This window comes from Serratia sp. YC16 (assembly GCF_009707615.1).
In the GTDB taxonomy this organism is placed as follows: domain Bacteria; phylum Pseudomonadota; class Gammaproteobacteria; order Enterobacterales; family Enterobacteriaceae; genus Serratia; species Serratia surfactantfaciens.
The window spans coordinates 869,395-892,719 of record NZ_WLYN01000001.1 but is presented as its reverse complement, the minus strand read 5'-3'; the positions used below and the strand labels follow the sequence as shown (position 1 = coordinate 892,719).

Annotated in this window: 26 protein-coding genes; 5 read left to right on the top strand and 21 right to left on the bottom strand. The window is 58.0% G+C overall.

Going from position 1 to position 23,325, the window contains the following annotated elements:
* The first annotated feature begins 175 nt into the window (after window positions 1-175).
* Together flgK and flgL are read left to right on the top strand one after the other, a co-directional pair.
* Entirely contained in the window at window positions 176-1,825 is a 1,650-nt protein-coding gene (flgK, locus tag GKN89_RS04155) for a flagellar hook-associated protein FlgK (protein ID WP_019452950.1), read from the top strand.
* Window positions 1,826-1,883: 58 nt separating this feature from the next.
* Window positions 1,884-2,843, top strand: a complete 960-nt coding sequence (flgL, locus tag GKN89_RS04150; RefSeq protein WP_019452949.1) for a flagellar hook-associated protein FlgL — start codon at window positions 1,884-1,886, stop codon at window positions 2,841-2,843.
* A 187-nt stretch (window positions 2,844-3,030) separates the two neighbouring features.
* Here flgL and GKN89_RS04145 read toward each other — a convergent pair whose 3' ends face one another.
* The 16 genes from GKN89_RS04145 to fliF form a co-directional block, all read right to left on the bottom strand.
* Window positions 3,031-3,357 (bottom strand): hypothetical protein, encoded by a 327-nt coding sequence (locus GKN89_RS04145; protein WP_019452948.1) that lies wholly within the window; start codon window positions 3,355-3,357, stop codon window positions 3,031-3,033.
* A 14-nt stretch (window positions 3,358-3,371) separates the two neighbouring features.
* Entirely contained in the window at window positions 3,372-3,638 is a 267-nt protein-coding gene (locus GKN89_RS04140; protein ID WP_015378248.1) for a hypothetical protein, read from the bottom strand.
* A 340-nt stretch (window positions 3,639-3,978) separates the two neighbouring features.
* Entirely contained in the window at window positions 3,979-4,113 is a 135-nt protein-coding gene (sra, locus tag GKN89_RS24290; protein ID WP_013813483.1) for a stationary-phase-induced ribosome-associated protein, read from the bottom strand.
* 351 nt (window positions 4,114-4,464) lie between these two features.
* The gene (gene fliR, locus GKN89_RS04135) at window positions 4,465-5,247 is read right to left on the bottom strand and encodes a flagellar biosynthetic protein FliR (RefSeq protein ID WP_019452945.1); all 783 of its coding nucleotides are present in this window, start codon (window positions 5,245-5,247) and stop codon (window positions 4,465-4,467) included.
* Window positions 5,248-5,249: 2 nt separating this feature from the next.
* Complete coding sequence (fliQ, locus tag GKN89_RS04130; protein WP_004934803.1) at window positions 5,250-5,519, bottom strand: flagellar biosynthesis protein FliQ; 270 nt, start codon at window positions 5,517-5,519, stop codon at window positions 5,250-5,252.
* A gap of 21 nt (window positions 5,520-5,540) precedes the next feature.
* Window positions 5,541-6,302: a flagellar type III secretion system pore protein FliP gene (fliP, locus tag GKN89_RS04125; protein WP_004934802.1), complete on the bottom strand. Its 762-nt coding sequence runs from the start codon at window positions 6,300-6,302 to the stop codon at window positions 5,541-5,543.
* Complete coding sequence (gene fliO / locus GKN89_RS04120) at window positions 6,299-6,703, bottom strand: flagellar biosynthetic protein FliO (RefSeq protein ID WP_019452944.1); 405 nt, start codon at window positions 6,701-6,703, stop codon at window positions 6,299-6,301. Before fliO ends, fliP begins: the two co-directional genes overlap by 4 nt.
* The gene (gene fliN, locus GKN89_RS04115; protein ID WP_004934799.1) at window positions 6,703-7,119 is read right to left on the bottom strand and encodes a flagellar motor switch protein FliN; all 417 of its coding nucleotides are present in this window, start codon (window positions 7,117-7,119) and stop codon (window positions 6,703-6,705) included. The genes fliO and fliN overlap by 1 nt, the downstream gene beginning before the upstream one ends.
* On the bottom strand, window positions 7,112-8,116 hold the full coding sequence (gene fliM / locus GKN89_RS04110) for a flagellar motor switch protein FliM (protein ID WP_004934798.1): 1,005 nt from the start codon (window positions 8,114-8,116) through the stop codon (window positions 7,112-7,114). Before fliM ends, fliN begins: the two co-directional genes overlap by 8 nt.
* Window positions 8,117-8,121: 5 nt before the next feature.
* Window positions 8,122-8,607 (bottom strand): flagellar basal body-associated protein FliL, encoded by a 486-nt coding sequence (gene fliL, locus GKN89_RS04105; protein ID WP_154746390.1) that lies wholly within the window; start codon window positions 8,605-8,607, stop codon window positions 8,122-8,124.
* Between the two features lie 165 nt (window positions 8,608-8,772).
* Window positions 8,773-10,002, bottom strand: coding sequence for a flagellar hook-length control protein FliK (locus tag GKN89_RS04100; protein WP_154746389.1), 1,230 nt, complete (start codon window positions 10,000-10,002; stop codon window positions 8,773-8,775).
* Window positions 9,999-10,445: a flagellar export protein FliJ gene (gene fliJ, locus GKN89_RS04095; RefSeq protein ID WP_004934783.1), complete on the bottom strand. Its 447-nt coding sequence runs from the start codon at window positions 10,443-10,445 to the stop codon at window positions 9,999-10,001. The genes GKN89_RS04100 and fliJ overlap by 4 nt, the downstream gene beginning before the upstream one ends.
* 20 nt (window positions 10,446-10,465) lie before the next feature.
* Window positions 10,466-11,827 (bottom strand): flagellar protein export ATPase FliI, encoded by a 1,362-nt coding sequence (fliI, locus tag GKN89_RS04090; RefSeq protein WP_004934781.1) that lies wholly within the window; start codon window positions 11,825-11,827, stop codon window positions 10,466-10,468.
* The gene (fliH, locus tag GKN89_RS04085; protein ID WP_063918542.1) at window positions 11,827-12,531 is read right to left on the bottom strand and encodes a flagellar assembly protein FliH; all 705 of its coding nucleotides are present in this window, start codon (window positions 12,529-12,531) and stop codon (window positions 11,827-11,829) included. The genes fliI and fliH overlap by 1 nt, the downstream gene beginning before the upstream one ends.
* Window positions 12,524-13,516 (bottom strand): flagellar motor switch protein FliG, encoded by a 993-nt coding sequence (fliG, locus tag GKN89_RS04080; RefSeq protein WP_004934775.1) that lies wholly within the window; start codon window positions 13,514-13,516, stop codon window positions 12,524-12,526. Before fliG ends, fliH begins: the two co-directional genes overlap by 8 nt.
* On the bottom strand, window positions 13,513-15,213 hold the full coding sequence (gene fliF / locus GKN89_RS04075; RefSeq protein ID WP_019452939.1) for a flagellar basal-body MS-ring/collar protein FliF: 1,701 nt from the start codon (window positions 15,211-15,213) through the stop codon (window positions 13,513-13,515). Before fliF ends, fliG begins: the two co-directional genes overlap by 4 nt.
* Before the next feature lie 314 nt (window positions 15,214-15,527).
* On the opposite strand from fliF, the gene fliE reads away from it, so the two are divergent.
* Both fliE and GKN89_RS04065 read left to right on the top strand, forming a co-directional pair.
* Window positions 15,528-15,842, top strand: coding sequence for a flagellar hook-basal body complex protein FliE (fliE, locus tag GKN89_RS04070; protein ID WP_154746658.1), 315 nt, complete (start codon window positions 15,528-15,530; stop codon window positions 15,840-15,842).
* A 484-nt stretch (window positions 15,843-16,326) separates the two neighbouring features.
* Window positions 16,327-17,313 (top strand): acyltransferase, encoded by a 987-nt coding sequence (locus tag GKN89_RS04065; protein ID WP_154746388.1) that lies wholly within the window; start codon window positions 16,327-16,329, stop codon window positions 17,311-17,313.
* Window positions 17,314-17,662: 349 nt separating this feature from the next.
* Here the strand turns inward: GKN89_RS04065 and GKN89_RS04060 are convergent, their stop codons facing one another.
* Window positions 17,663-18,262, bottom strand: coding sequence for an FMN-dependent NADH-azoreductase (locus tag GKN89_RS04060; protein ID WP_154746387.1), 600 nt, complete (start codon window positions 18,260-18,262; stop codon window positions 17,663-17,665).
* Between the two features lie 129 nt (window positions 18,263-18,391).
* Here GKN89_RS04060 and GKN89_RS04055 point away from each other — a divergent pair, with 129 nt between their 5' ends.
* Window positions 18,392-19,324: a LysR family transcriptional regulator gene (locus GKN89_RS04055; protein WP_154746386.1), complete on the top strand. Its 933-nt coding sequence runs from the start codon at window positions 18,392-18,394 to the stop codon at window positions 19,322-19,324.
* 477 nt (window positions 19,325-19,801) lie between these two features.
* On the opposite strand, the gene GKN89_RS04050 is transcribed toward GKN89_RS04055, so the two are convergent.
* The 4 genes from GKN89_RS04050 to fliD form a co-directional block, all read right to left on the bottom strand.
* Complete coding sequence (locus tag GKN89_RS04050; RefSeq protein WP_025159835.1) at window positions 19,802-20,662, bottom strand: helix-turn-helix transcriptional regulator; 861 nt, start codon at window positions 20,660-20,662, stop codon at window positions 19,802-19,804.
* A 308-nt stretch (window positions 20,663-20,970) separates the two neighbouring features.
* Window positions 20,971-21,339 carry a flagella biosynthesis regulatory protein FliT gene (gene fliT / locus GKN89_RS04045; protein WP_019452933.1) on the bottom strand — a complete coding sequence of 123 codons (369 nt, stop codon included), beginning with the start codon at window positions 21,337-21,339 and terminating at the stop codon, window positions 20,971-20,973.
* Entirely contained in the window at window positions 21,339-21,749 is a 411-nt protein-coding gene (fliS, locus tag GKN89_RS04040; protein ID WP_019452932.1) for a flagellar export chaperone FliS, read from the bottom strand. The genes fliT and fliS overlap by 1 nt, the downstream gene beginning before the upstream one ends.
* Before the next feature lie 24 nt (window positions 21,750-21,773).
* Window positions 21,774-23,174, bottom strand: a complete 1,401-nt coding sequence (gene fliD, locus GKN89_RS04035; RefSeq protein ID WP_154746385.1) for a flagellar filament capping protein FliD — start codon at window positions 23,172-23,174, stop codon at window positions 21,774-21,776.
* Window positions 23,175-23,325: the final 151 nt, after the last annotated feature.

Genomic DNA, 23,325 nt, shown 5'->3' with positions numbered 1-23,325 from the left:
CAATTATTTAGGGGATAGGCGGTAACGAAGGCTAGCTGGATGCTGAGCGCGTTGCCGCTTTTTTTCCTCAAGTTCTTCCCATTTTGGCCGATAACCGAGACAGGCTGAGCGAACAGGCTCAGCAGCTCAATTAAGAACTCTGTGGGCCACCGGCGCCGCAGCATAAGGAATTCCGATGTCCAATAGCTTAATCAATACCGCGATGAGCGGGCTGAATGCGGCTCAGGTGGCGCTCAGTACCGTCAGCAACAACATCTCCAACTATAACGTGGCGGGCTACAACCGCCAGACTGCGATCCTGGCGCAGAACGGCGGCATGGCCACCATGAGCGGCTTCATCGGCAACGGCGTGACCGTCACCAGCGTCAACCGTGAATACAACCAGTTCATCACCAATCAGCTGCGCAGTTCACAGAGCGCGTTCGGGGCGCAAAACGCCTATTACGAGAAGATTTCGCAGATCGACAATCTGTTGGCGAGCAAAACCAACCCGCTGTCGGCCAACATGCAGGACTTCTTCACCAATCTGCAAAACCTGGTGAGCAACGCCGGCGACGACGCCGCACGTCAGACCGTGCTGGGCAAGGCCAATGGCCTGGTTAACCAGTTCAATAACACCGACAAGTTCCTGCGCGACATGGACAGCGGCGTCAATCAGCAGATCAGCGATACGGCGCAGCAGATCAACAGCTACAGCCAACAGATCGCCAAGCTGAACGACGAGATCACCCGCCTGCGCGGCAGCGCCGCCGGTGAGCCGAACGCGTTGCTGGATCAGCGTGACCAACTGGTCACCGAACTGAACCAGTTGGTGGGGGTTCAGGTCACGCAGCAGGATGGCGACGCGTATACCGTCTCCTTCGCCAATGGGTTGACCCTGGTGCAGGGCAGCAATACCTATCAGGTGGAGGCGATGCCTTCCAGCAGCGATCCTTCCCGTTTGACTATCGGTTACAACCGCGGCAACGGCGCCAGCGAAGTGCCGGAAGGACAAATCACCAGCGGCAGCCTGAGTGGCGTGCTGAAATTCCGCAGCGAAACGCTGGACGGTGTGCGCAATCAGCTGGGGCAGTTGGCGCTGGCGATGGCGGACAGCTTTAACCAGCAGCATCGTGCAGGCTTCGATCTGAACGGCGACGCGGGCGGCGACTTCTTCAGCTTCAGCGGCGGTCGGGTAGTGGATAATACCCGCAACACCGGCGACGCTTCGCTGTCGGTGGCTTACACCGACACCGGCAAAGTGAAGGCCAACGATTATCGCGTCGAGTTCGACGGCAGCAACTGGCAGGTCAGCCGCCTGCCGGACAACGTAAAAGTCAACGCCACGCCGGGCACCAGTGCCGACGGCAAACCGACGCTGAACTTCGACGGCCTGGAAGTGAGTATCGACGGCAATGCGAAAGCCAAAGACAGCTTCACCGTGAAGCCGGTCAGCGACGTGGCGGGCAACCTGAAAGTCGCCATCACCGACTCGTCCAAGATCGCCGCCGCCGGTAAAGACGACAGCGGCCGCGGCGATAACGAAAACGCCAAGAAGCTGCTGGATCTGCAAACCAAGAATCTGGTGGACGGTAAGGCGACCCTGAGTGGCGCTTACGCCGGCATCGTCAGTGGCGTGGGCAACCAGACCGCCGCCGCCAAGGCGATCGCGACCTCGCAGGCCAAGATCGTCAAGCAACTGGGTGAGCAACAGCAATCGCTGTCAGGGGTTAACCTCGACGAAGAATACGGTGAGCTGCTGCGCTTCCAGCAGTACTACATGGCCAACGCGCAGGTCATTCAGACCGCCAGCTCGCTGTTCGATGCGTTGCTGAATATTCGTTGATTTCATTGTTAGCCGGCGCCGTTGCAGCGCCGGTCGTTCAGAGTAAGGAACCCACAGCATGCGCATGAGCACCAGCATGATGTACCAACAGAACATGAGCGGCATCACGGGCAACCAGTCGCTGTTCATGAAGGCCGCCGAGCAGCTTTCCTCCGGCAAGCGGGTGATCAACCCGTCCGACGATCCGCTGGCGGCGTCGCGCGCGGTGATGTTGTCGCAATCGCAGGCGGAAAACAGCCAATACACGCTGGCGCGCACCTTCGCGCGTCAGAGCGTGTCGATGGAAGAAACGGTCTTGGCCGGCGCGACCTCCACCATCGCGGACATGAAGGCGCTGATCGTCAATGCCGGCGGCACCGAAAGCGATAACGACCGCCAGTCGTTGGCTACCCAGCTGCAGGGGCTGAAAGATCAGCTGCTGAACCAGGCCAACAGCACCGACGGCAACGGCCGCTATATGTTCGGCGGATACGTGAACGACAAGGCGCCGTTCGTCGACAACGGCGGCACCGTCAGCTATCAGGGGGGCGACAAGACGGTTGAGCAGAAAGTGGACGCCAACCGCACCATGACCATCGGCCATACCGGCAACGCGGTGTTCATGTCATTGACCAGCAACCCGAAGCCTGAGCCGGACGGCAGCGCGCCGGTCAGCAACGTTTTCGAGAGCATCGACATCGCGCTGAATGCGCTGAAAACGCCGCTGCAGGGCGCCGACGAGGCTACCAAACAGCAGGTGAATGATGCGTTGGCGAAAGCCAACCGCGGCCTGGACAACTCCTACAACAACGTGTTGAGCGTGCGTGCCGAGCTGGGTAGCCAGCTGCAGGAGATGGATCAACTGGACAGCATCGGTAAAGAGCGTGACATGACCAACCAGATCCAGATGAGCGCGTTGACGGATGCCGACTTGGCCGAGTCTATCTCGTCTTACTTCATGCAGCAGGCGGCGCTGCAGGCGTCCTACAAAACCTTCAGCGATATGCAGGGCATGTCGCTGTTCCAGATGAATCGTTAAGAGCAATACCCCGTTGCCTGACCGCGACGGGTTTCCCTTTAGTGCGCTTAGAAAATGCCCTCTCCGCCCCGCGGGGAGGGAGGCTTCTTGAAACCGGGCGCACTCGTTTGGCGCGTCGTTCGTTCTCCCACTACTGACTGAGCGACGCGCCTTTTTTTGTCTGCGTTTTCCTCATTCAGCTTACGCGTTAGCGGAAAGGCACGCCGCGATCGTTGCCGGACCCTTTAGTGCATTGACCGCCTATGTTGACAAAGGCTGAGGCTGCCGCGGTGCTAATCGCACTGCCGTTACGGCTGGCCAGGGCGCCGGCCATGGCAATGGCGCCGGTCACCACCGCGCCGGTACAAGGATCCTGAAATAGCCCATAGCCTTTCGCCGCCCAATTAGGCTGGAAGCCGTTCGCCTGCGCGCCGTAGGAGCTTGGGCCATAGTCGCGATCCCGGTCGCCGCCGTTATTGCCGTCACCGGCGCCGCCAATCCGTTGCATTTCTTCTCTGGTCAGTTCTCTCAGCATAGGTCGATCTCCTGTTAACGCGACTTAGCGTTATTTTTAGGGTTGTTATTTTCGATTTGAGATTTGCGGCTCTCATTTAGCAGCCAGCGTATTGGCTTATAGAGGCACTCGGCCAACTTCAATGAGCCAAATAAGGTAAACGGGATGATGACAAAACTATCGACGCCAGGCGGCAGAGCAAATAAACCCCAGGAAAAACCCAGCGTGTTTAAAATAGTGCTCATGATCAAAAGGGCGATGCCGCTGATGAATAAATCACTCAGCTGAAACTTTATCTTCATATTTACACCGTTTATATTTTAGTGAGGCTTGCCGCGTACTGGTAGCAAGGTTGTTTTCAATATAACGCTGGGGAAATAAGGTGGGAAATCGATTTTTCTTGTCAGTGAATAAATAAGGAGTGTGAGTAAATTAAATCATTAATACATTATTTTTAAATTTAACGCAGCAGCCAGGGTGATGTGGCGCGTTATTCCCTTCCTAAGAATAAAGTACACCGGCACGGTTTGCCGGCGAGTGATGAGTGTGGGTCCCGGGCTGCCGATGCGGCGCCGCGTCGAATGACGTTGCAGAAGCCGGATAGGGGCGCAACCCGGAATTTTTTCTACAGGTCCTGCGTGATTATTTCTTTTTCTTCACCACTTTCCATTTTCCGCCATCGCTGGTCTCGGTGAAGGATACTCTAAACTTGTTGCTTTTCCAGTGGGTCAAACCGAATAATCGGCGTGCCTTGCGGTTGCTTTTCGCTTTAATCATAATCTCGCTCCTGTGGTTAGCAAAGGTCGGTGCTGCGCCCTGCAGCCGGCAGGCTGCCGGACGCATTTATTCAGGGTGTAAGTTATCTGTCGCGCATTTAACTCTGCGTGACTGCGTTATTTTTTATTTTCGCTGAGGAGTAAGCGTTTTTATCGCCGCCGATGGCTAACGGGGAGGCGATGTTTTCTTGTTGCCGGGTCTATTCTAGGTCGGGGTTTTATTTATTCAAGCCGCCGGAGACATTTGAACCTTAATCCGGATAAAAGGCGTTTCTCAGGCTTTTGTCCCAATAAAACGGTTTTATTGCCATTTTGTCTCAGGCAAAAGGGGGGAAGGAAGGAGGAGGTGGATTCAGAAGGTCATGCCGCCGATCACCGCCGCCAGACGATCGAATATCTCACCGAACAGGTGCTCGCAGAATGGCGCCAGCATCGGCATCATCATGCCCAGCGTCATGATGCCGAAGGTCATGGTGACCGGGAAGCCGATCACGAACACCGACAGCTGTGGCGTCATGCGGTTGAGCAGCCCGAGCGCCATGTTCAGCGTTAACAGCAGGCAGATCAGCGGCAGCGCCAGCATCATGCCATTGATGAAGATCAGCGAACCGACCTGGGTCAGCACCAGGAAGCCGTTGCCGTTCAGCGGCTGCGTTTGGATAGGCAGGGTGTGGAAGCTGTCAGCCAGCAGCGAAATCAGCCACAGATGGCCGTTGAAGCTGAGGAACAGCAGCATCGCCAGCAGATTGAGCAGGCGCGCCAGCACCGGCATGTTCGGGCCGCCGCTGGGATCGAAGAAGGTGGCGAACGACAGGCCCATCTGCATGCCGATCACTTCGCCCGCCAGGCGCACCGCCGCGAAGGCGAACTGCATGGTCAACCCCAGCGCCACGCCGATCAGAATCTGTTGAATCGCCAGCCACAGGCCGGCAGCGGAGAAGATCGGAATATTGCTGGCGGGCAGCGTCGGCGCGATCAGGATGACGATCAGCCCGCCAAGGCCGATTTTGACCTTTTTGCTGATTTGCTTTTCGCTGAATATCGGCGCGGTGCTGATCAGTGCCAGAATGCGCAGCAGCGGCCAAAAATAGTGGCTGAGCCAGACGGTGAGCTGGGCGCTGTCGAAAGTGAGCACGGTCAGCCGATCAGGGTAGGCAGGTTGCTGAACAGGGTGCGCATGTAGTCCAGCAACAGGTTCAGCATCCAGGGGCCGGCGATGATGATGGTGGCCACCACCGCCAGAATTTTGGGGATGAACGACAGCGTCATTTCGTTGATCTGGGTGGCGGCCTGCAGCAGGCTGACTACCAGGCCGCTGATGAGCGCCGCCAGCAGCAGCGGGGCGGCCAGCGCCAGCGCCACTTTCATCGCCTCGGTGCCGAGCGCCATAACCGATTCAGGTGTCATCTCGCTTTCTCCGGTCGGGGGTTACGAATAGAAGCTCTGCGCCAGCGAGCCGAGCAGCAGCTGCCAGCCATCGACCAGCACGAACAGCATCAGCTTGAACGGTAGCGAGATGGTCGCCGGCGGCACCATCATCATCCCCAGCGCCATCAATACGCTGGCGACCACCAGATCGATAATCAGGAACGGAATAAACACCGTAAAGCCGATCTGGAAGGCGGTTTTCAGTTCGCTGGTGACGTAGGCGGGCAGCAAGATGCGCATCGGCACCGCTTCCGGGCCGGCCAGCGGCGGCTGATTGGCCAGCCTGGCGTACAGCGCGAGATCGGTTTCGCGCGTTTGGCGCAGCATGAATTCGCGCAGCGGCTGCGCGCCTTTATCCAGCGCGACCTCCAGTCCGATCTTGTCCTGGCTGAACGGCAGGTAGGCGTCCTGATAGACCTTGTCGAACACCGGCGACATGATGAAGAAGGTCAGGAACAGCGCCAGCCCCAGCATCACCTGGTTCGGCGGCGCCGACGGCGTGCCCAGCGCATTGCGCAGCAGCCCGAGCACGATGATGATGCGGGTGAAGCTGGTCATCATCAGCAACATGGCGGGCAAGAAGGTCAGCGAGGTCAACAGCACCAGCGTCTGCACCGGCAGCGACCAGCTTTGGCCGCCGTTGGCCAGCGGCTGGCTGATCAGCCCCGGCAGTTGTGCAAAAGCCGCCGGGCTGATCAGCAGCAGGGCGGCAGGGAGCCAAACCGCCGGACGGCGGACGAGGGTATGAAGAGTCGAGGTCATGCCGATTTTTCCGGGCGTTTCAGAACTTTTTGCATCAGTTGGCGGAAGTCCGCCGGTGTTGCCGCGTTGGTCTCGCCTTCGTCTTTCGGCGGGGCGGGCAGGGTGTGCAGCGGGGTGATCTGCTGGGCGGTGACGCCCAAGACCAGCAGGGTGTCGTCGACTTCCACCACCACCACGCGCTCGCGCTGCCCGACCTGGCAACTGGCGCGCAGGTTGAGCAGTTTGTTGTTGCGCGCCTGCGGGGCGAACCCCAGCCGACGGAACAGCCAACCGGCCAGCAGGATCAGCAGCAGAATGCCGCCGAGCGCGCTGCTGACCTGCATCAACACCGAACCGGCCGGCAGGGCCGGCGCGGCGGGTTGTTGGGTGCTTTGCACGGTAACGGGCGCGGCGGCGGTCATCAGCGGCTCAGTCGACGCATGCGTTCGGACGGGGTGATGATGTCGGTGATGCGCACGCCGAACTTGTCGGCCACCACCACCACTTCACCTTGTGCGATCAGGTAACCGTTGATCAGGATGTCCAGCGGTTCGCCGGCCAGGCCGTCCAGCGCCACCACCGAGCCCTGCGACAGGCGCAGCAACTCTTTGATAGTCATCTTGGTGCGCCCCAGTTCCACGGTCAGCTTGACCGGAATATCCAGGATCAGGTCGATATCCTGCAGGCTGCCGAGCGCATCCTGAGCCTCCAGCGACTTGAACACCCCTTCGGTGCTCGCGCCGGATTTCTCTGAGGACTGCTGCTCGTTAAACGCATCAGCCCACAGATCGTCCACGGATTCCTTTCCTTCGCCAGACGGTTGCTTAGGATCACTCATTGGGCTGTTCCTCACTCAGAGCATTCAAAATAGGGTTAATCAAATGTTCAACACGTAGGGCGTATTGCCCGTTCAACGTGCCGTATTGGCTGGTCAGAACCGGTACGCCGTCCACATGGGCGATCAGGCGTTCCGGCTTGTCTATCGGTAGTACATCGCCCGGTTGCAGCTTCAGGACTTTCGATAGCCGCATCGGGATATCGACGAAGTTGGCGATCAGCTCCAGTTCGGAGTGCTGCACCTGCTTCACCAGCGTTTCGCGCCAGTGGCTGTCTTCCTGCCGCGAGTTTTCCAGCGGCGGGTTGGTCAGCAGCTCGCGCAGCGGTTCGATCATCGCGAAGGGAATGCAGATGTTGAATTCGCCGGTCAGCGCGCCGATCTCCACCTGGAACGGCGTGGTGACCACGATGTCGTTCGGCGAGGTGGTGATGTTGGTGAACTTCACCTGCATTTCGGCGCGCACGTATTCCACGTCGATCTTGTAAATGGCGCTCCAGGCGTCGCCGTAGGCGTCCAGCGCCAGGCGCAGCATGCGCTTGATCACCCGCTGTTCGGTCGGGGTGAACTCGCGGCCTTCGACCTTGGTCGGGAAGCGGCCGTCGCCGCCGAACAGGTTGTCGACGGCGATGAACACCAGGCTCGGCGCGAACACGAACAGGGCGGTGCCGCGCAGCGGGTTCAGATGCACCAGGTTCAGGTTGGTCGGCACCGGCAGGTTACGGGCGAACTCGTGATACGGCTGGATTTTGATCGGGCCGACGGTGATGTCCGGGCTGCGGCGCAGCAGGTTGAACAACCCCATGCGGAACTGCCGGGCAAAACGTTCGTTGATGATTTCCAGCGCGTGCAGACGCTCGCGCACCACGCGGCGCTGGGTGTTCGGATCGTAAGGCTTGACCTCGCTCTCTTTGCCGACCACCGCTTCGGGTTCGTCACCCGCGCTGTCGCCGTTGAGCAAGGCGTCGATCTCTGCCTGTGAAAGAATGCTATCGCCCATAGTGATTACCGCAGTATGAAGGCGGTGAACAGCACGTCGCTGACCACCTGCTTCGGTTGTCCCTTAACCAGCGGCGGGCTGAGCACATCCTTAATCTGCGCCACCAACTGTTGCTTCCCTTGTTCATTGGCCAGCTGGCTCGCTTCCTGGCGGGAAAGCAGCATCAGCAGACGGCTGCGCACTTCCGGCAGAAAATCGTTCAGCTGACGGCGGGTACTTTCGTCCGGCAGACGCAGCGTGAGACCGATGTACAGCACGCGATCCGGGTTGTTGTCCGGCGTCATCAGATTGACGGTAAAGGTGTCGAGCGGCATGAACACCGGCGCCGCCGGCGGTTGTTCTTTGACGGCGGCCGGTTCGGCGCCGTTTTTATGCTGTTGCAGCAGCCACCAGCTGTAACCCGCGGCGCCACAGGCGACGACGCTGATCAACACCAGCAGGATGACCAGAAGGGGGCGTTTCGGTGCTGCCGGAAGGGAGTTCTGAGACATAGCCAAATCTAATTCCTGTTGTTCCACCCGCGGCCTGCGAGGCGGCGAGCATAGCGCGCAGCAAAGCCGCACGCATGACATGTAAAGGTATTATCGCGTCTATTGCGGCGTGCAATAGCCTGAATAAACGCGCAAATGGGTGCCAGCTTGGGCGTTTGCGGCGGCTCAGGCGAAAATATCGACGCCGTTGACCGCACTGGCCATGCGCTGCAGCGCCACCGGCGCGCTGACGTTGTCGGCTGCTGCCGCCTCGCCGCCATGATGTTCAGCATAGCTGGAACGCCCCTGGCCGTTGGAAGCCTGCTGTTGCGCCTGTTGCCAGTGCGGCGTGGATTCGCCGCCCACGCTGCTCTGCCCCAGGTTGATACCGCTCTCCGCCAGCGCGTGGCGCAGCTGCGGCATCGCCGCTTCCACCGCCGCACGCACCTGGCCGTGCGCAGAGGCGATGTGCAGCTGCGCCTGCTGGTCGTCCAGTTTCAGCGTGATCTGCAAAGCGCCCAGTTCCTGCGGGTGCAGGCGCAGCTCGGCGCTCTGCTGGCCGTTGCGGTGGAACATCAGCACCTGTTGGTTCAACGCCTGCTGCCATTCCGGGCTGCCCAGCTGCGCGTTGAGCTGCGGCGTAGGCGGTGCAGTCACCAGTGCGCTGGCCGGGGCGGCCGTTTGCGTCGGGCTGGCGGTGGCCAGGGCGACGGCGTGATTGAGCGTCGGCGGCTGCTGCGCATCGCTCGCCGGCAGCGGTTGCGCGGTGCTTGCACGTTCGCCGGTAGCCGGCTGCGTGAGCGCCGCCGTAGCGTTATCGCCGTCGGTGGCCGGTGTTTTAACGCTGGTCACCGTCGGGGCGGCTGGCGCCGCTGAACGAGCAGGGGTTTTATCACCGGCCGCCGCGATGTTCAGCAGGCCGTTGCCCGGCTGCAGCGCAGTGGCCTCGTCAGCGTTTTCCATCGGCAGCGACTGTTGGCCTTCGGCCGGTTGCACCTGGGCGACGATCGCGGCCGGCAGCATGGCGTACAGCGCCTGCAGCGTCGCGGCATCCAGCTCTTTGGCGGCGACGATCGGCGTCTGCGCCGGTTTATCGCCGGCGGCGGGCGCATCGCTTTCAACGGCTTCAGGTGAAGGCGCGTCGGCTGAGGTTGACAGGTTCGGCAACAGACCGCCGCGCTCGCCGAAGGTGGCCAGCAGTTGATTGAGCTGGTTGCGGCTCAGGGCCGGGGCACGTTCATCGTCCGCGCTCAGCGTGGCCGGCTGAGGTTTGCCATCGGCGGCGGGCGCGAAACGCGCGCCGAGCAACTGGGCAAAAGCGGACGACAGCTGGCTTTCGTCCAGCGCCGAGGTCAGTTCGGTCAGACCGCCGGCGTCGCCGGGTAAGGCCAGGCCGGGCAGGGCGTTCAGATTCATGGGTTGATATTCCTTTGTGCGCTGCGTTGAGCGAATTCATCCATCAATTTTTGATCCCGTTTGTTCTCCTGCTGTTGCTCCGCATTCATTGCGCGGGTATGCAGGGTTTCGAAAGCGTTCAGCCGCTGTTGTTTGTCTTGCCATTGCTTCACCGCGTGATCCACTTTCTGCCCCCACTGCAGCAGCTGCTGGCGGTGCTGGTCGATGGCCTGCTCCAGCGTGCCGATAAACTGCTGGTAGTTTTGCCAGCGTGAGCTGTCCATGCCGTCGCAGAGCGTATGATTCAGCTTCTGGCGGTATTCGTCCTGATAGTTGAGCAGCATCGACAGCTGTTGCTCCGCCGCCTGCTGCGCCTGCCGTACCTGGCCCAGCTGTTGCGCGGCTTGTTCCACCGCATCCTGCGCCAGATCGCGTAGGGTAATCAGGGGTGACTGTGATTTCATCGCTCTGCGCCTCTGTGACGTTAAACAATCAACTGCTGCAGCTGTTGACAGGCTTCATCATAGCCGCTGCGTTCAAAGATGCCCTGTTGCAGGTAGGCTTCCATCTGCGGATACAGCGTCATCGCTTTGTCCAGCAACGGATCGCTGCCTGCTGCGTAGGCGCCGACGCTGATCAGATCGCGGTTGCGTTGATAGCTGGCCAGCATCTGTTTAAAGGTGCGAACCCGGCGATAATGCTCTTCGTCGATCAGCGACGTCATGGCGCGGCTGATCGACGCTTCGATGTCGATCGCCGGGTAGTGGCCGGCCTCCGCCAGGCGGCGCGACAGCACCACATGGCCGTCGAGTATGGCGCGGGCCGAGTCGGCGATCGGGTCCTGCTGATCGTCCCCTTCGGTCAATACGGTATAGAAGGCGGTGATGGAGCCACCGCCACTGATGCCGTTGCCTGCGCGCTCCACCAGGGCGGGCAGCTTGGCGAAGACCGAAGGCGGATAGCCTTTGGTCGCCGGCGGCTCGCCGATGGCCAGGGCGATCTCACGCTGCGCCATGGCGTAGCGGGTGAGGGAGTCCATGATCAGCAGCACGTGCTGCCCGCGATCGCGGAAATCTTCGGCGATGCGGGTGGCGTAGGCCGCTCCCTGCATGCGCAGCAGCGGCGACACGTCCGCCGGAGCGGCGATCACTACCGAGCGCGCGCGGCCTTCGGCACCGAGAATGTTCTCGATAAAGTCTTTCACCTCGCGGCCACGTTCGCCGATCAGGCCAACGACGATCACATCCGCCTGGGTATAACGGGCCATCATGCCGAGCAGCACGCTCTTACCGACGCCGGAGCCGGCGAACAGGCCCATGCGCTGGCCGCGCCCGACGGTCAGCAGGCCGTTGATGGTGCGCACCCCCACGTCCAGCACCTGCTCGATCGGCGTGCGCTGCAAGGGGTTGAACGGCGCGGTGATCAGCGGCGCGCGGTAACCGGTTTCCGGGGAGGGCAGGCCGTCGAGCGGTTTGGCGCTGCCGTCGAGCACGCGGCCCAGCAGCGCCGGGCCGAGCGGCAGCTGTTTGCCGGCGCTTTGGCCTTCCGGCGCGATGCGGGCGTAAACCCGCGCGCCCGGCACGATGCCTTCCACTTCTTCCAACGGCATCAGGAACAGCCGCTGGCCGTTGAAGCCGACCACTTCGCTTTCCACTTCCTGCACCTCACCGGCGTCGTGCCGTTCGATGAGGCAGGTCGCGCCGAGCGGCAGCTGCAGCCCGGTGGCCTCGAGCACCAGCCCGGTGGCGCGGGTCAGGCGGCCGTAACGGCGCACCGTCGGCGCGCGGGCGATGCGCTTTTCCAGCGTATCCAGAGAGCTCAGCCAGCGGCCGAGACGCGCGGTCATCAGACTTCTCCTGGTGCCGCCAGGCGGCACAGTTCATGCCAGCGCGTCGCCAGGCTGGCGTCGAGATCGCCTTCTTCGGCGCTGACCTTGCAGCCGCCCGGGTGCAGTTCACCGTCCGCCAGCAGGCGCCAGCCGTGCAGGCTGAGGGTGACCCCCAGCTGCTGCTCGACGCGTTGGTAGTCGTCCGGGTGGACCCGCAGCTGCGGCTTGCCGTTGAACATCGGCTCCTGCTGAATCAGCTGTTGGATCTGCGCGAGCAGGGCGGTGCCGTCGCACACCGGCGGCTGGCCCAGCACCTGTTTGGCGGCGGTCAGCGCCAGCTGCATCAACCGCGAAGCGATCACGCTGTCGAGCGCATCCAGCGTGTGCTGGAATTCGGTGACCAACTGCTGCCAGTGAGCGGTCAGCGGCTGTTGCTGCTGCTGCGCTTCCAGCAGCCCCTGCTGGCGGCCTTCCTCCAGACCGGACTGAAAACCGGCCTCATACCCTTTTTGCTGGCCGTCGGCATAGCCCAGCTGCTGGCCCTGTTGCTCTGCCTGCAGGCGTAGCGTCGCCAGCTGCTGTTGCAATTCGGCCTGCGCGTCCGGCGACGGATCGTCAAGTTCGAGATCCGGCAATGGCGGCAGCTCGAGAGCCGGTTTCTGCTCGCCCAAATCGTTGAGCGACCAGGGCTGCCAGGGCAGGGTGTTAATGCGATCAGACATAGGTGTCCTCGCCGCCGCCGATGATCATTTCGCCGGTTTCCGCCAGGCGTCTCACCACCAGCAGGATGGCTTTCTGCTCGTTCTCCACCTGCGACATGCGCACCGGCCCACGGTTGGCCAGATCGTCGCGCAGGATGTCGGCGGCGCGTTGCGACATGTTCTTGAGGAACTTCTCGCGCAGCGGCTGTTCGGCGCCTTTCAACGCGATCAGCAGCGACTCGCCTTCCACTTCCTGCAGCAGGCGTTGGATGCTGCGATCGTCGACTTCCACCAGGTTTTCGAACAGGAACATCTCGTCGATGATCTTCTGCGCCAGCTCGCCGTCGTATTCGCGCATCGCGTCGATGACCGCTTCTTCCTGCTGGGTTTTCATCAGGTTGATGATCTCGGCGGCGGTACGCACCCCGCCCATTTTGCTGCGCTTGAGGTTCTGACCGTCGAGCAGGTTGTTCAGCACTTCGGTCAGCTCCGCCAACGCCGCCGGCTGCACGCCGCCGAAGGTGGCGATACGCAGCATCACGTCGTTGCGCAGGCGTTCGTCGAACAGGGCCAGGATGTCTGCCGCCTGGCCGCGTTTGAGGTGCACCAAAATAGTGGCGATGATCTGCGGATGTTCGTCGCGGATCAGATCGGCGGCGCTCTGCGGCTCCATAAAGTTGAGCGTTTCCATGCCGGTGGTGGTCTCGCGCGATTCGAGAATGTCTTCCAGCAGGCTGGCGGCGCGCTCTTCGCCCAGCGCCTTGACCAGCACCGAGCGCAGGTAGTCGCTGGCGTTGACGCTCAGCGCCGCGTATTGCTCGGCGTCGTCTTCAAACTCGGTCAGTATTTCGCCGAGCTGTTTGTGTGAAACCTGGCTCATGCCGGCCATGGTGCCGCTCAGCAGCTGTACTTCGCGCGAGGAGAGGTGTTTGAACACCTCCGCCGCGCGATCTTCACCCAGCGTCATCAGCAAGATGGCGCTTTTGTCGGTTCCGGTCAGGCTCATATCTCGTTACTCATCCATTGGCGGATTACCAGAGCGACCACGCGTGGGTCTTTGTCAGCCAGATCGCGGATCCGCTGGCTCTGGACTTCTGCACTGACGCGCTGCTGCGATTTGCGACGCTGCGCCAGCTCCTCGTTGCTCGGTTTGTTGCTGTCGACCGTTTTAGTGACAGGGGCGTTGGCGGCGGCGAGGGCGGCCTGTTGCGCCGCCTGGCGCTGTTGCAGCTGCGGCCGCACCAGTTTGCGCCACAGCAGCCAGGCAACCAGCAGCACCAGCAGATAACGGCCGGCGTCGATCAGACGATCGATGAACGACTGACTTTGCCAGAACGGCAGTTCACCGCCGGTAACCTGGCTGTCGGTAAACGGTGTGTTGACCACGTTCAGGGTATCGCCGCGGCTGCTGGAATAGCCCATCGCTTCACGCACCAGCGCTTCGATCTGCGCCAGCTGCTCTTTGCTCATCGGCTGCGGTTTGCCGTCTTTGTCTACGCCGAGGTAGTTGACCACCACGGCGACCGACAGACGCTGCACGGTGCCGGCTTTTTGCTGGGTATGGCGAATGGTGCGGTCAAGCTCGTAGTTGGTCGTCGCATCGCGTCGGGTGTTTTGCGGCACGCCGCTGGCCGCTGCGCTGCGGGTGGTTGCGGCGTTTTGCGCGGTCGCGTTGGCGTTGTTGCCCGCCGCGGTGGCCGGCTTGGCGGTTTCAATCGGCGCGGTGGCCGGCGCGCTCGGCTGATTGGACAGCGCGCCCGGCACGCCGCCGACCTGTGGCCCACCGATCTGCTCGCTCAGGCTGGTTTGCTGGGAGCGGATAGCGGCTTTGTCCGGCTGCTGGTTCGGCTGATACTGTTCATCGGTTTGTTCGCGCGTGGCGAAATCGATCTGCGCCGTGACCTGAGCCCGCACGTTGGCGCTGCCGACCACCGGGGCCAGGATCGCTTCGATGCGGCGCTGGAAGCCGTTTTCCACTTCGTTGGCGTATTTCAGCTGCGAGGCGTTGAGATCGCGCCCGGTACCGTCGGACTGCGTCAGCAGGCGTCCGGCCTGATCGACGACGGTCACGTTGCCCGGCGGCAGGCCGGCAACGCTGCTAGACACCATATAAACGATGGCGTTGATCTGGCCGTCGTCCAGGGCGCGGCCCGGTTGCAGAGTCAGCGTCACCGAGGCGGAAGGGGATTTTTGTTCACGCACGAACAGCGAAGGCTTAGGCAACGCCAAGTGAACGCGGGCGTTTTGCACCGGTCCCAGCGATTCGATAGTGCGCGACAGCTCGCCTTCAAGGGCGCGCTGATAGTTGATCTGCTCGCTGAACTGGCTGATGCCGAATTTTTCCTGATCCAGCAGTTCGAAACCGACGGCGCCGCCTTTCGGCAGCCCTTGCTGCGCCAGACGCAGACGGGTTTCATGCACTTTTTCCGCCGGAATCAGCAGCGCCGCGCCATTTTCGGCAAAGCGGTAAGGGATGTTCATCTGCGTCAGCTGAGTGACGATGGCACCACCGTCGCGGTCGTTCAGATTGCTGTACAGCACGCGGTAGTCGGGGCTTTTCACCCACAACAGCAGTGCGACGACGATCGCGATCGCGGCGGAGGCGGCGACCAGCAACGGAATTTTCGGGTTGGCGCGCAGACGATTCCAGATGGCCTGCAGGCCGTTGTCGCGGCTTTCGCCGGCGGTTATCGAAGCACTCATTTTAGGTCTCGTCCTTCAATGGCGCTCACGATCCCGTACGGGCCGCTGAGCAGCTCCCTGCCAGGCTGATGAACGGTATGGTTAGCGTTGTGTGACAAAACAGACTCCCTGATACACATATCTTCTAAATAGCGGCGCTCCCATTTCTGGGCAGGCCATTATTCGCCTTATCAGATGATTCTGATTGCCCGATAAGCCGGGTTTTTTGCAGTTAATTAACCGCTTTAGCTCTGAAAACGCTGTGCTAGGGTGTGCATCATTGGAGAAGTGCAGGGTGAAACTTCACCCGGCGAGACGAAATGATTGAGGGTCAGATGGCGATTCAGGGCATTGAAGGGGTGCTGCAGCAGATGCAGACCATGGCGGTTCAGGCCGGCAAGATGGGGCAAAGTGCGGCGCCGCAGGGCGTTAGTTTCGCCAGCGAACTGACCGCCGCGCTCGGCAAGATCAGCGAGACGCAACAAACGGCGCGCAAACAGGCGCAGGATTTCGAGCTGGGCGTGCCGGGCATCAGCCTGAACGATGTGATGGTCGATCTGCAAAAATCGTCGGTATCTCTGCAATTGGGCGTACAGGTGCGCAACAAGCTGGTGGCGGCCTACCAGGACATCATGAATATGCCGGTGTGATGAGCTGATGGGTTAAGGTTGTTTTGCACCCTTTTCGTGGCAATGATACTGTGCTGCTATGCCAAAGTAGCCCATCAGAACAGCATTGCGGCGGCGAATAGCGAATATATATGCCTCTCAGGCTGCCTTTGGGTGGCCTTTTTTATTTTTAAAATTAGCATGTTAGAGGTTTTGTAAGTAATGCAGCATGCTGTTCGGTTAAGTTGCGTATAGCTTTAGGTCGTACTGATGAGGTGTTGACAGCTTTCAGAGTGGGGAACGCCCGAAGTACTAAAGTTCAAAGGCTGGCCTTTAGCCAAATTGTGTGATGTTTTTTGCTGCTATACCATTATGCATTGCTAAGTAAAGAGATAGTTTGAAATTGCCGAGCCGATACTGAGAAATGATTTAAACTACATCATGACGATAGTATGGACGCATCACTCCATCAATTATAGTATATGATTGTTTTATTGTTTGTTTATAATAAAAGGTCAATTCCATAATGATAAATAACATACAAATAATTAGAGCGATGGCTGTTTTAATGGTGGTGGCGTATCACTCTGTAGGGCTACTGCATAGATATGGATTTGACTTTAATGATTATTCTGGCATTGGCACTTGGGGAGCGTTTGGTGTAGATCTATTTTTTGTTATATCTGGATATGTTATAGCAATGATTGATAACGTAAAGAAAAAAACGCCTATAGCTTTTTTTAAGGATAGAGTGATTAGGATAGTGCCGATTTATTGGTTCTTTACTCTATTAATGATATTTACCCAGGCCTGCTATCCTGATGCATTCAGAATGGGGATTTCCTCAAGTGAGCAGAATATATCATCCATGTTATTTTTAAGCCATTTTATGGGGTATGCCTATCCAACGCTTTATGTTGGGTGGAGCCTGGAGTTGGAAATGGCATTCTATGCTATTTTTGCTATTTTTCTCCTTTCCTATAACCGAATAATACGGAGTGGCGGCCTGGTTCTACTTGTTGTTTTAATGGTGTTCCTGGGCCTGATGAAGCCGATCGCTATTGAGTTTCTTTTTGGCGTCGGTTTGTATTATATCATTAATTTTTCCAATTTAAACAACAAGTTTAACTCTGTCTTATTTGCCCCGGCGGTTGTCTTCTTGATTGTTGTGATGGCGTTAATCGATGCGCCAACGGAATTGTCTTCCTGGCTCAGCGCATTGGTTATCGGTATTATATCGTTTATAGTGGTTGCCGTTTCTATAATCTGTGTCGATTCTCGTAAAAATATTGTCACATACATTGGTGATATGTCTTATTCTATTTACCTGGTTCAGGTTTTTTCTTTGCCTTTAATAATGAAGCTATCATCAAGGGTTGTTGAGAGTTCTTATGGTTTTTACGTTTTTTGCATTTCAATATTATTTACTATTTTAATCGGTTCTGTTTTTTATGAGGTTGTTGAAAAGAAAGTGGTAAATATCATGAAGGGTAAGTACGCGAAAGTTTACTGATGTGGTCCTAATCCCATTTTTTATCGCTGCGCGATTGAGTTTCTGTTCGTGTATTGGTTGGTAACCTAATGCAGGAGCTATATTTAGTAATAATTTAACATTAGCAGTGTGTTGGAGGAAATGATCATTCTGCCTTGTCATGATGACTGGTTTTTATTATCCCATGCAATGGGGACGTTAACTTCCTGAATATGGGGCCAACCTTGCTGGTATGGAGTTTTACTCTACGGTTTTCATCTGATTAGCGGCATTGATGGTGCAATGCCGCTGGAGATTAAGCGTTGGTGTGGATGGACTCCGTTACTGGTTATGGACAATGGATACTTACCCTTTTGACAACGCTGCAACCTCAGCCAGTCAACTCTGCGATCCGCTCGTGAGCATTCGCCAACCCTTGAGCGTGGCCGTGCGGTTTCATGTCCAGCCCTTCAGCATAGATGAATTGCACGTCGCTAATGCCCATCAGCCCCAGCACCGAGCGCAGGTAGGGCGTCACGGCGTCGGTCGGCTGACCGACGTGTACGCCGCCGCGTGAACTGAACACCAGCGCATTGACGCCCTCGACCAGCCCAATCGGATAGGTGGCGGTGTAGTTGAACGTTACCCGGGCGCGGGCCACCAGATCGAACCAGTTCTTCAGCTGGGTCGGTACGTTGAGGTTGTACATCGGCGCGCCGATCAGCAGTAGATCGCTCTCTTTCAGTTCGGCAATCAGTCGATCGGAGAGCGCCACCGCCACTTTGGCGCGTTGGCTGGTATTTTCCGCGCCGCGCAGCGCGCTGAACAGCTCGCCGTCCAATACCGGCAGATCCAACGCCGCCAGGTCGTGTTCGACGATCTTATCGTCATATCCTTTGGCTCGACGTTCCGCCAGATAATGATCAATCAGGGTATTGGTCTGCGAGTCGTTTCCCATAATGCTGGATTTGAGTACCAGTATATTTTTCATGTGGTTGTCCTCTGACGGTAATCTGTGGTTTTTCACCGGGAGTGCCGGAATGACTGCAGGTTATCATTGCTTATCGTTCACCAGTGGTGATAGGTTTTCACATTATTGATTCCAAATTGGAAACATAAGATGAAAAGCGATCTCAGCGCACTGCCGGCTTTTGTCGCCGTGGCGGAAGGCGGCAGTTTCGCCGCCGCCGCAGACAAGCTTCATCTGACCCGTTCTGCGGTCAGCAAAATCGTGTCGCGCCTGGAGGATCGGCTCGGGGTCATGTTGTTTATGCGCACCACGCGCAGCCTGAGCCTGACGGATGAAGGGGCGTTGTACTATGAACATTGCCGGCAGGCGTTGGCGAATGTGCAGGCGGCGGAAAATCAGCTGGACAGCGGCAAGATGCAGGTCAGCGGCCGCCTCAGAGTCTCGGTGCCGGTATTGTTTGGCCATCTGTGCATTGCGCCCTTGCTGACGGCGCTGGCGAATGAGCACCCGCTATTGACGCTGGAGATGTCGTTCAGCGATCGCAGGATCGATCTGATCGACGAGGGATTCGATCTGGCGGTGCGCATCGGTGAGCTGGCGGACAGCGGCAGTCTGGTTGCCCGGCGACTGGGGGAACACGGCATGATCCTCTGCGCCTCGCCCGATTACGTACAGCTCCACGGCGAGCCCAGGACGCCGGAAGCGTTAAGCCGGCATCAGGCCGTCGGGTATTTACACGGCGGCGTCGTGCTGCCCTGGCAGCTGCGCGGCGCAGACGGTGAACTGCGGTCGTTCAGGCCGCCGGCCAAGATGATGATGGATGATATGCAGGGGATCGTCGATGCGGTTTCCGCCGGTGCCGGCATTGCGTGGCTGCCGGAGTGGCTGGTGCGCGATCGGTTGATGGCGGGGACGTTGACGGAGGTCATGCGCGGCGAGTCCAGCCTCAGTTTTCCGGTGAGCGTTGTGTGGCCCTATATGCCTTATCAGCCGCTCAAGGTGCGGCTGGCGGTGGACAAACTGGTGGCGGAGCTGCCGGGAAAATTGGCGCTTGTTGCGCCGTCGATGTCGCATCGGCCATGACCGGTGCCCGCAACCGGCGGGAAAGGGAGGGCAATGCACCGAATAGAGGGATGAAACCTGTGCTGCCGGGCTTATTGAATGTGCAGGCGAGCGTTTATTATAACCTTATTAGTAGGGTTATTATTCGAGACGGGTCAATGAGCAGTAAAAGCGAATCCAGATGGCGTTTGATCAGTATTTTAATGTTGACGGTGCTCGCCGTGTTAATTGGCATTTTGGTCAAACTGGATTGAAGTCTGACCAGGCGATAAAAAGCCTGGTCGTCTTATTGTGCGGCAAGTAAGCGCATCATGTCTTCTTCATACAGTAGTGCCAACAGCCACAGCCCCAACAACATTATTGCCAGAGAAAATAACCGCTTTTCATTATGCATCGTTTAATTCGCTGTTCGGCGGGTGGACGTTACATAGCGTATCTCAGCATTGTTACAACCGTTAAGGGCTTGTGTTAAATAAAACCGTTTTGTTGCGCGTCTATTTAGGTTTCTCCGGCGACTATCGCCTCGCCCCCCTGGAGACCGGGCTCCATAATTCTCTGGTGGCCGCGAATGGCGGTAGGCGCAAAACCGAAGCGTTTACGAAAACGTTCGGCGAAACGCGACGCGCTTTCATAGCCGACATGTTGCGCAATGGCGGAGATAGGCCAGTCGGTCGACTGCAGCAGGGCCAGCGCGCTGCTCATACGCACGTCGATCATCAGATTGCGCAACGCGGTATTTTCCATCGACAGTTTGCGACGCAGCATCACTTCGCTCATCGACAGGCTTTCCGCGACTTTGGCCGCTGTCCAAATGCTGTGCGGATCGGTCGCCAGGCAGCGGCGCACGCGCTGCGTGAGATCCTTAGCTTCGTTATGGATGAAGCGAATACCGAACTGGGCCAACCACAGCAGAATTTCCAGCATTTTGTGCCGCACGATGAGGGTGGGAAAACGCTGCCGGAGCGCCAGTGCCAGGCTGGTGGTCTCAAAGCTGTGTTTCAGGGCACAGGGCAGGTTGCGCAGCGTCAGGACGGCGTCGAACGGCATCGGTGGCGGCATTTCTTCTACCGGCGGCTGGACGTTGAGCAGCAGCGGATCGCAGGTCAGCAACTGACAGCTGAAAACACCTTCTTCGGATGGGCCATTAATAATGTCCACCGTTTGACCGCCGTCGATAATCAACAGCTCGCCGGGATGAGCCACCACTTCCTGTTGTTGCCAGCGCACGCGCTTATGGCCTTGTTGTATCAGATACAGATGTGGTTGCTCAAAATAGACTGAGGGGAATAATAATTCAGTATGCTGAATGATGTGCGCTGAGGCACCAATTCCAGGACAGAGATTAATTGTACGTTCCATCGATATTCATTTCGCAGCCATTATCTGAGAATATCTTTACGCTTTGATCAGCGTCGGAGCAACATTTTTCCATGGGCCGTGAAACACAGCGGCGAGTTTTATCTATCAAAAATCAATTTCCTGCTGAACAGAAAACGTCCGTGTCGGGATGATGTTTATCCATTAAAGTGAGAGCAAAGCTCAAAGCGCGCATTTTACCAATTACCCATAAACTGAATAATTCAAATGCCATAGATTAATATCCTAACCTAACCCGAGAGTAATAGCGCATAGTGCTATTTAATCCATTTTCGCCGGTATTGTCGATCTTATCGGACCTGTGGCTCCCCCAGCAGCAGCGAACGGTCGTTAAACTGACCGTAGGTATTATTGACCACGTTTTGGCGCGTGGACTGTTCGATCAGCATTTTCAGCTCATCCATGCGCTGCTGCAGCAGGCGTTTTAGTTCGGTTTCGTTGTCGAGAATTTGCTGCAACTTATTGCGCAGCATCTCCTGCAACGCCATTGACGGGCCGGCCTGGCCGGTAAAGGCGGCGGTTTTTTCCACCGCCGTCACGTAGGCGAATTCGAGCTCAACGAGCTCTTCCCAGCGCCCGGTCTGCGCCAGCGCGATCATCTGGCTGCTCAGGGCATAGATTTGTTGATAAGCGGCTAAGAGCTGTTGTTGACGTTCCATTACACGGCGTCCTGCGAAGGGTGGTAGTTGGGGCCGATCTGGCGCCAGGCGTCGGCGATGTTTTCCAGCAGCTTGACCACTTCGGCGATCGCCTCTTCGTCGTTGTGCAGGTTGGCCTGCATCAGCCGGCGTTTCATATAGTCATACAGCGCCGCCAGGTTTTCGGCGATCTCGCCGCCCTGTTGATGATCGAGGCCGCTTTTCAGGCCGTTGTCGATGATGTTGATGGCTTTGGACAGCGCCATGCCTTTGCCTGCGATATCGCCCTGGTTCATCAAAATGCGTGCACGAAGCAGGGCGCTGAGCGCCCCGTCGAACAACATCACGATTAACTGGTGCGGGCTGGCGCTCATGGCGCCGCTTTCCAGACTGACCTGTGCGTAGGCCTGAGTGCCGCTACGGTTATACATGTTGTTTCTTTACCTGATTAAGGGTTACTTGAACTGTTGAGCCAAATAGTTACTGGTGCCGTTCATTTTCGACATCATGGTATCCAACTGAACGAACTGCTGCTTATAGCGATCGATAGTGTTCTGAATGCTGGCGGTGACCGTGGTGATCTGGCTGTTCAGGCGATCGAGGTTGGTGTTGATGCTCTTGGTCGAGTTCTCGATGATGCCGCCGGATTTGATGTAGCTTTGGATCTCGTTGTGGATCTCGGTGGCCATGCCGGTGTCTTTGCCGTTGCCGACGAAGAAGTTGGTGACCTGATCCGGTTTTTCATCCATCGCTTTTTTCAGCTTGGTGCTGTCGATTTCCAGCTTGCCGGTTTTGGTGTTGGTGGAGATGCCGAGGTTGCCCAGGCCTTTCAACTCAGGGTTATCCTGCGCTGCGCTGAGGGCGCTTTTGATCGAAGACTGAACGCCGCGCAGGGTGTTGTCGCCGAGCAGCGGGCCGTTGCTTGGATTTGGCGCTTCGCCGGTTTTCACCGGGGTATATTTGGTCAGCGCATTAAAGGTGTCCAGCAGCGAGTTATAGCTATCGACCCACTCTTTGATCTTGTCGGTGGTGCCGGCGGTGTTGGTGCTGATCACCAGGTGTTGCGGTTCATCGGTTTTGGTTTTGGTTTTCAGATCGATGGTGACGCCCTGCAGGGCATCGCTGATCGAGTTGGTGCTGCGCTTGATAGCGGTGCCGTTCACCGTCAGCTCCGCATCCTGCGGCGCAACCGTCTGCTTCATGGCGGTGCCGGTGCCGCGGGTGGCGTTGTAGTTCAGGATATCGCCCAGCTTGTCGTCGTTATCGACCTGCAGAGAAATCTTGTTGTTTTCACCGGTGGTGGAAGAGCTGACCGCCAACTGATAGTCGTTGTCGCCGACGCGCATGATGCTGGCGGTGACGCCGGCTTTGGCGCCGTTGATGGCGTCGCGCAGCTCCAGCAGCGAGGTTTGATCGTCGCTGAGCGGGATCTTGGTGGCTTTCGGCGGGTTGCCGGCGGTGATGGTCAATGAGCGGTCCGTCACGCCTTCAGCGCCTAACTTAGCGCCCTGGTCGCTGACTTTCGCCTGCGTGGTCAGGGTTTGCGCCTGCGCCAGTTTGTTCACTTCCACCACGTAGTTGCCCGGTACTGCCTTGGCGTTGGTGGTGATTTTAAAGGCGTCGTGTTCGGTGGCGGTGGTGGCTTTAAAGAAGTCCTCTTTCGCCATCTCTTTGCTGAGATTGTCGAACTTTTCCAGTGCGCCTTTCAGCGTGCCGTAACCGGTCAACTGGGCGTTATAGCTGGATTGCTTGGTAGTGTAAGGGGTCAGGCGCTGTTGTTCCGCTTTGGTCAGCTTGTCCAGCAAGCCGTTGAGGTCGAGTCCTGAGCCGAGACCTAATGAACTGATCGTTGCCATGAGTAATTCTCCTTGATGATGACTTTATTCGCTTTACGCGTTATCGGCCCAGTGATGAAAAAGTTTACCGAAAAAAACAAAAAACCGATGGCGCAATAGAAGAGGGAAAAAGCGCGTTATTTCCGCCATTGCCGCAGACGTAAAAAAAAAT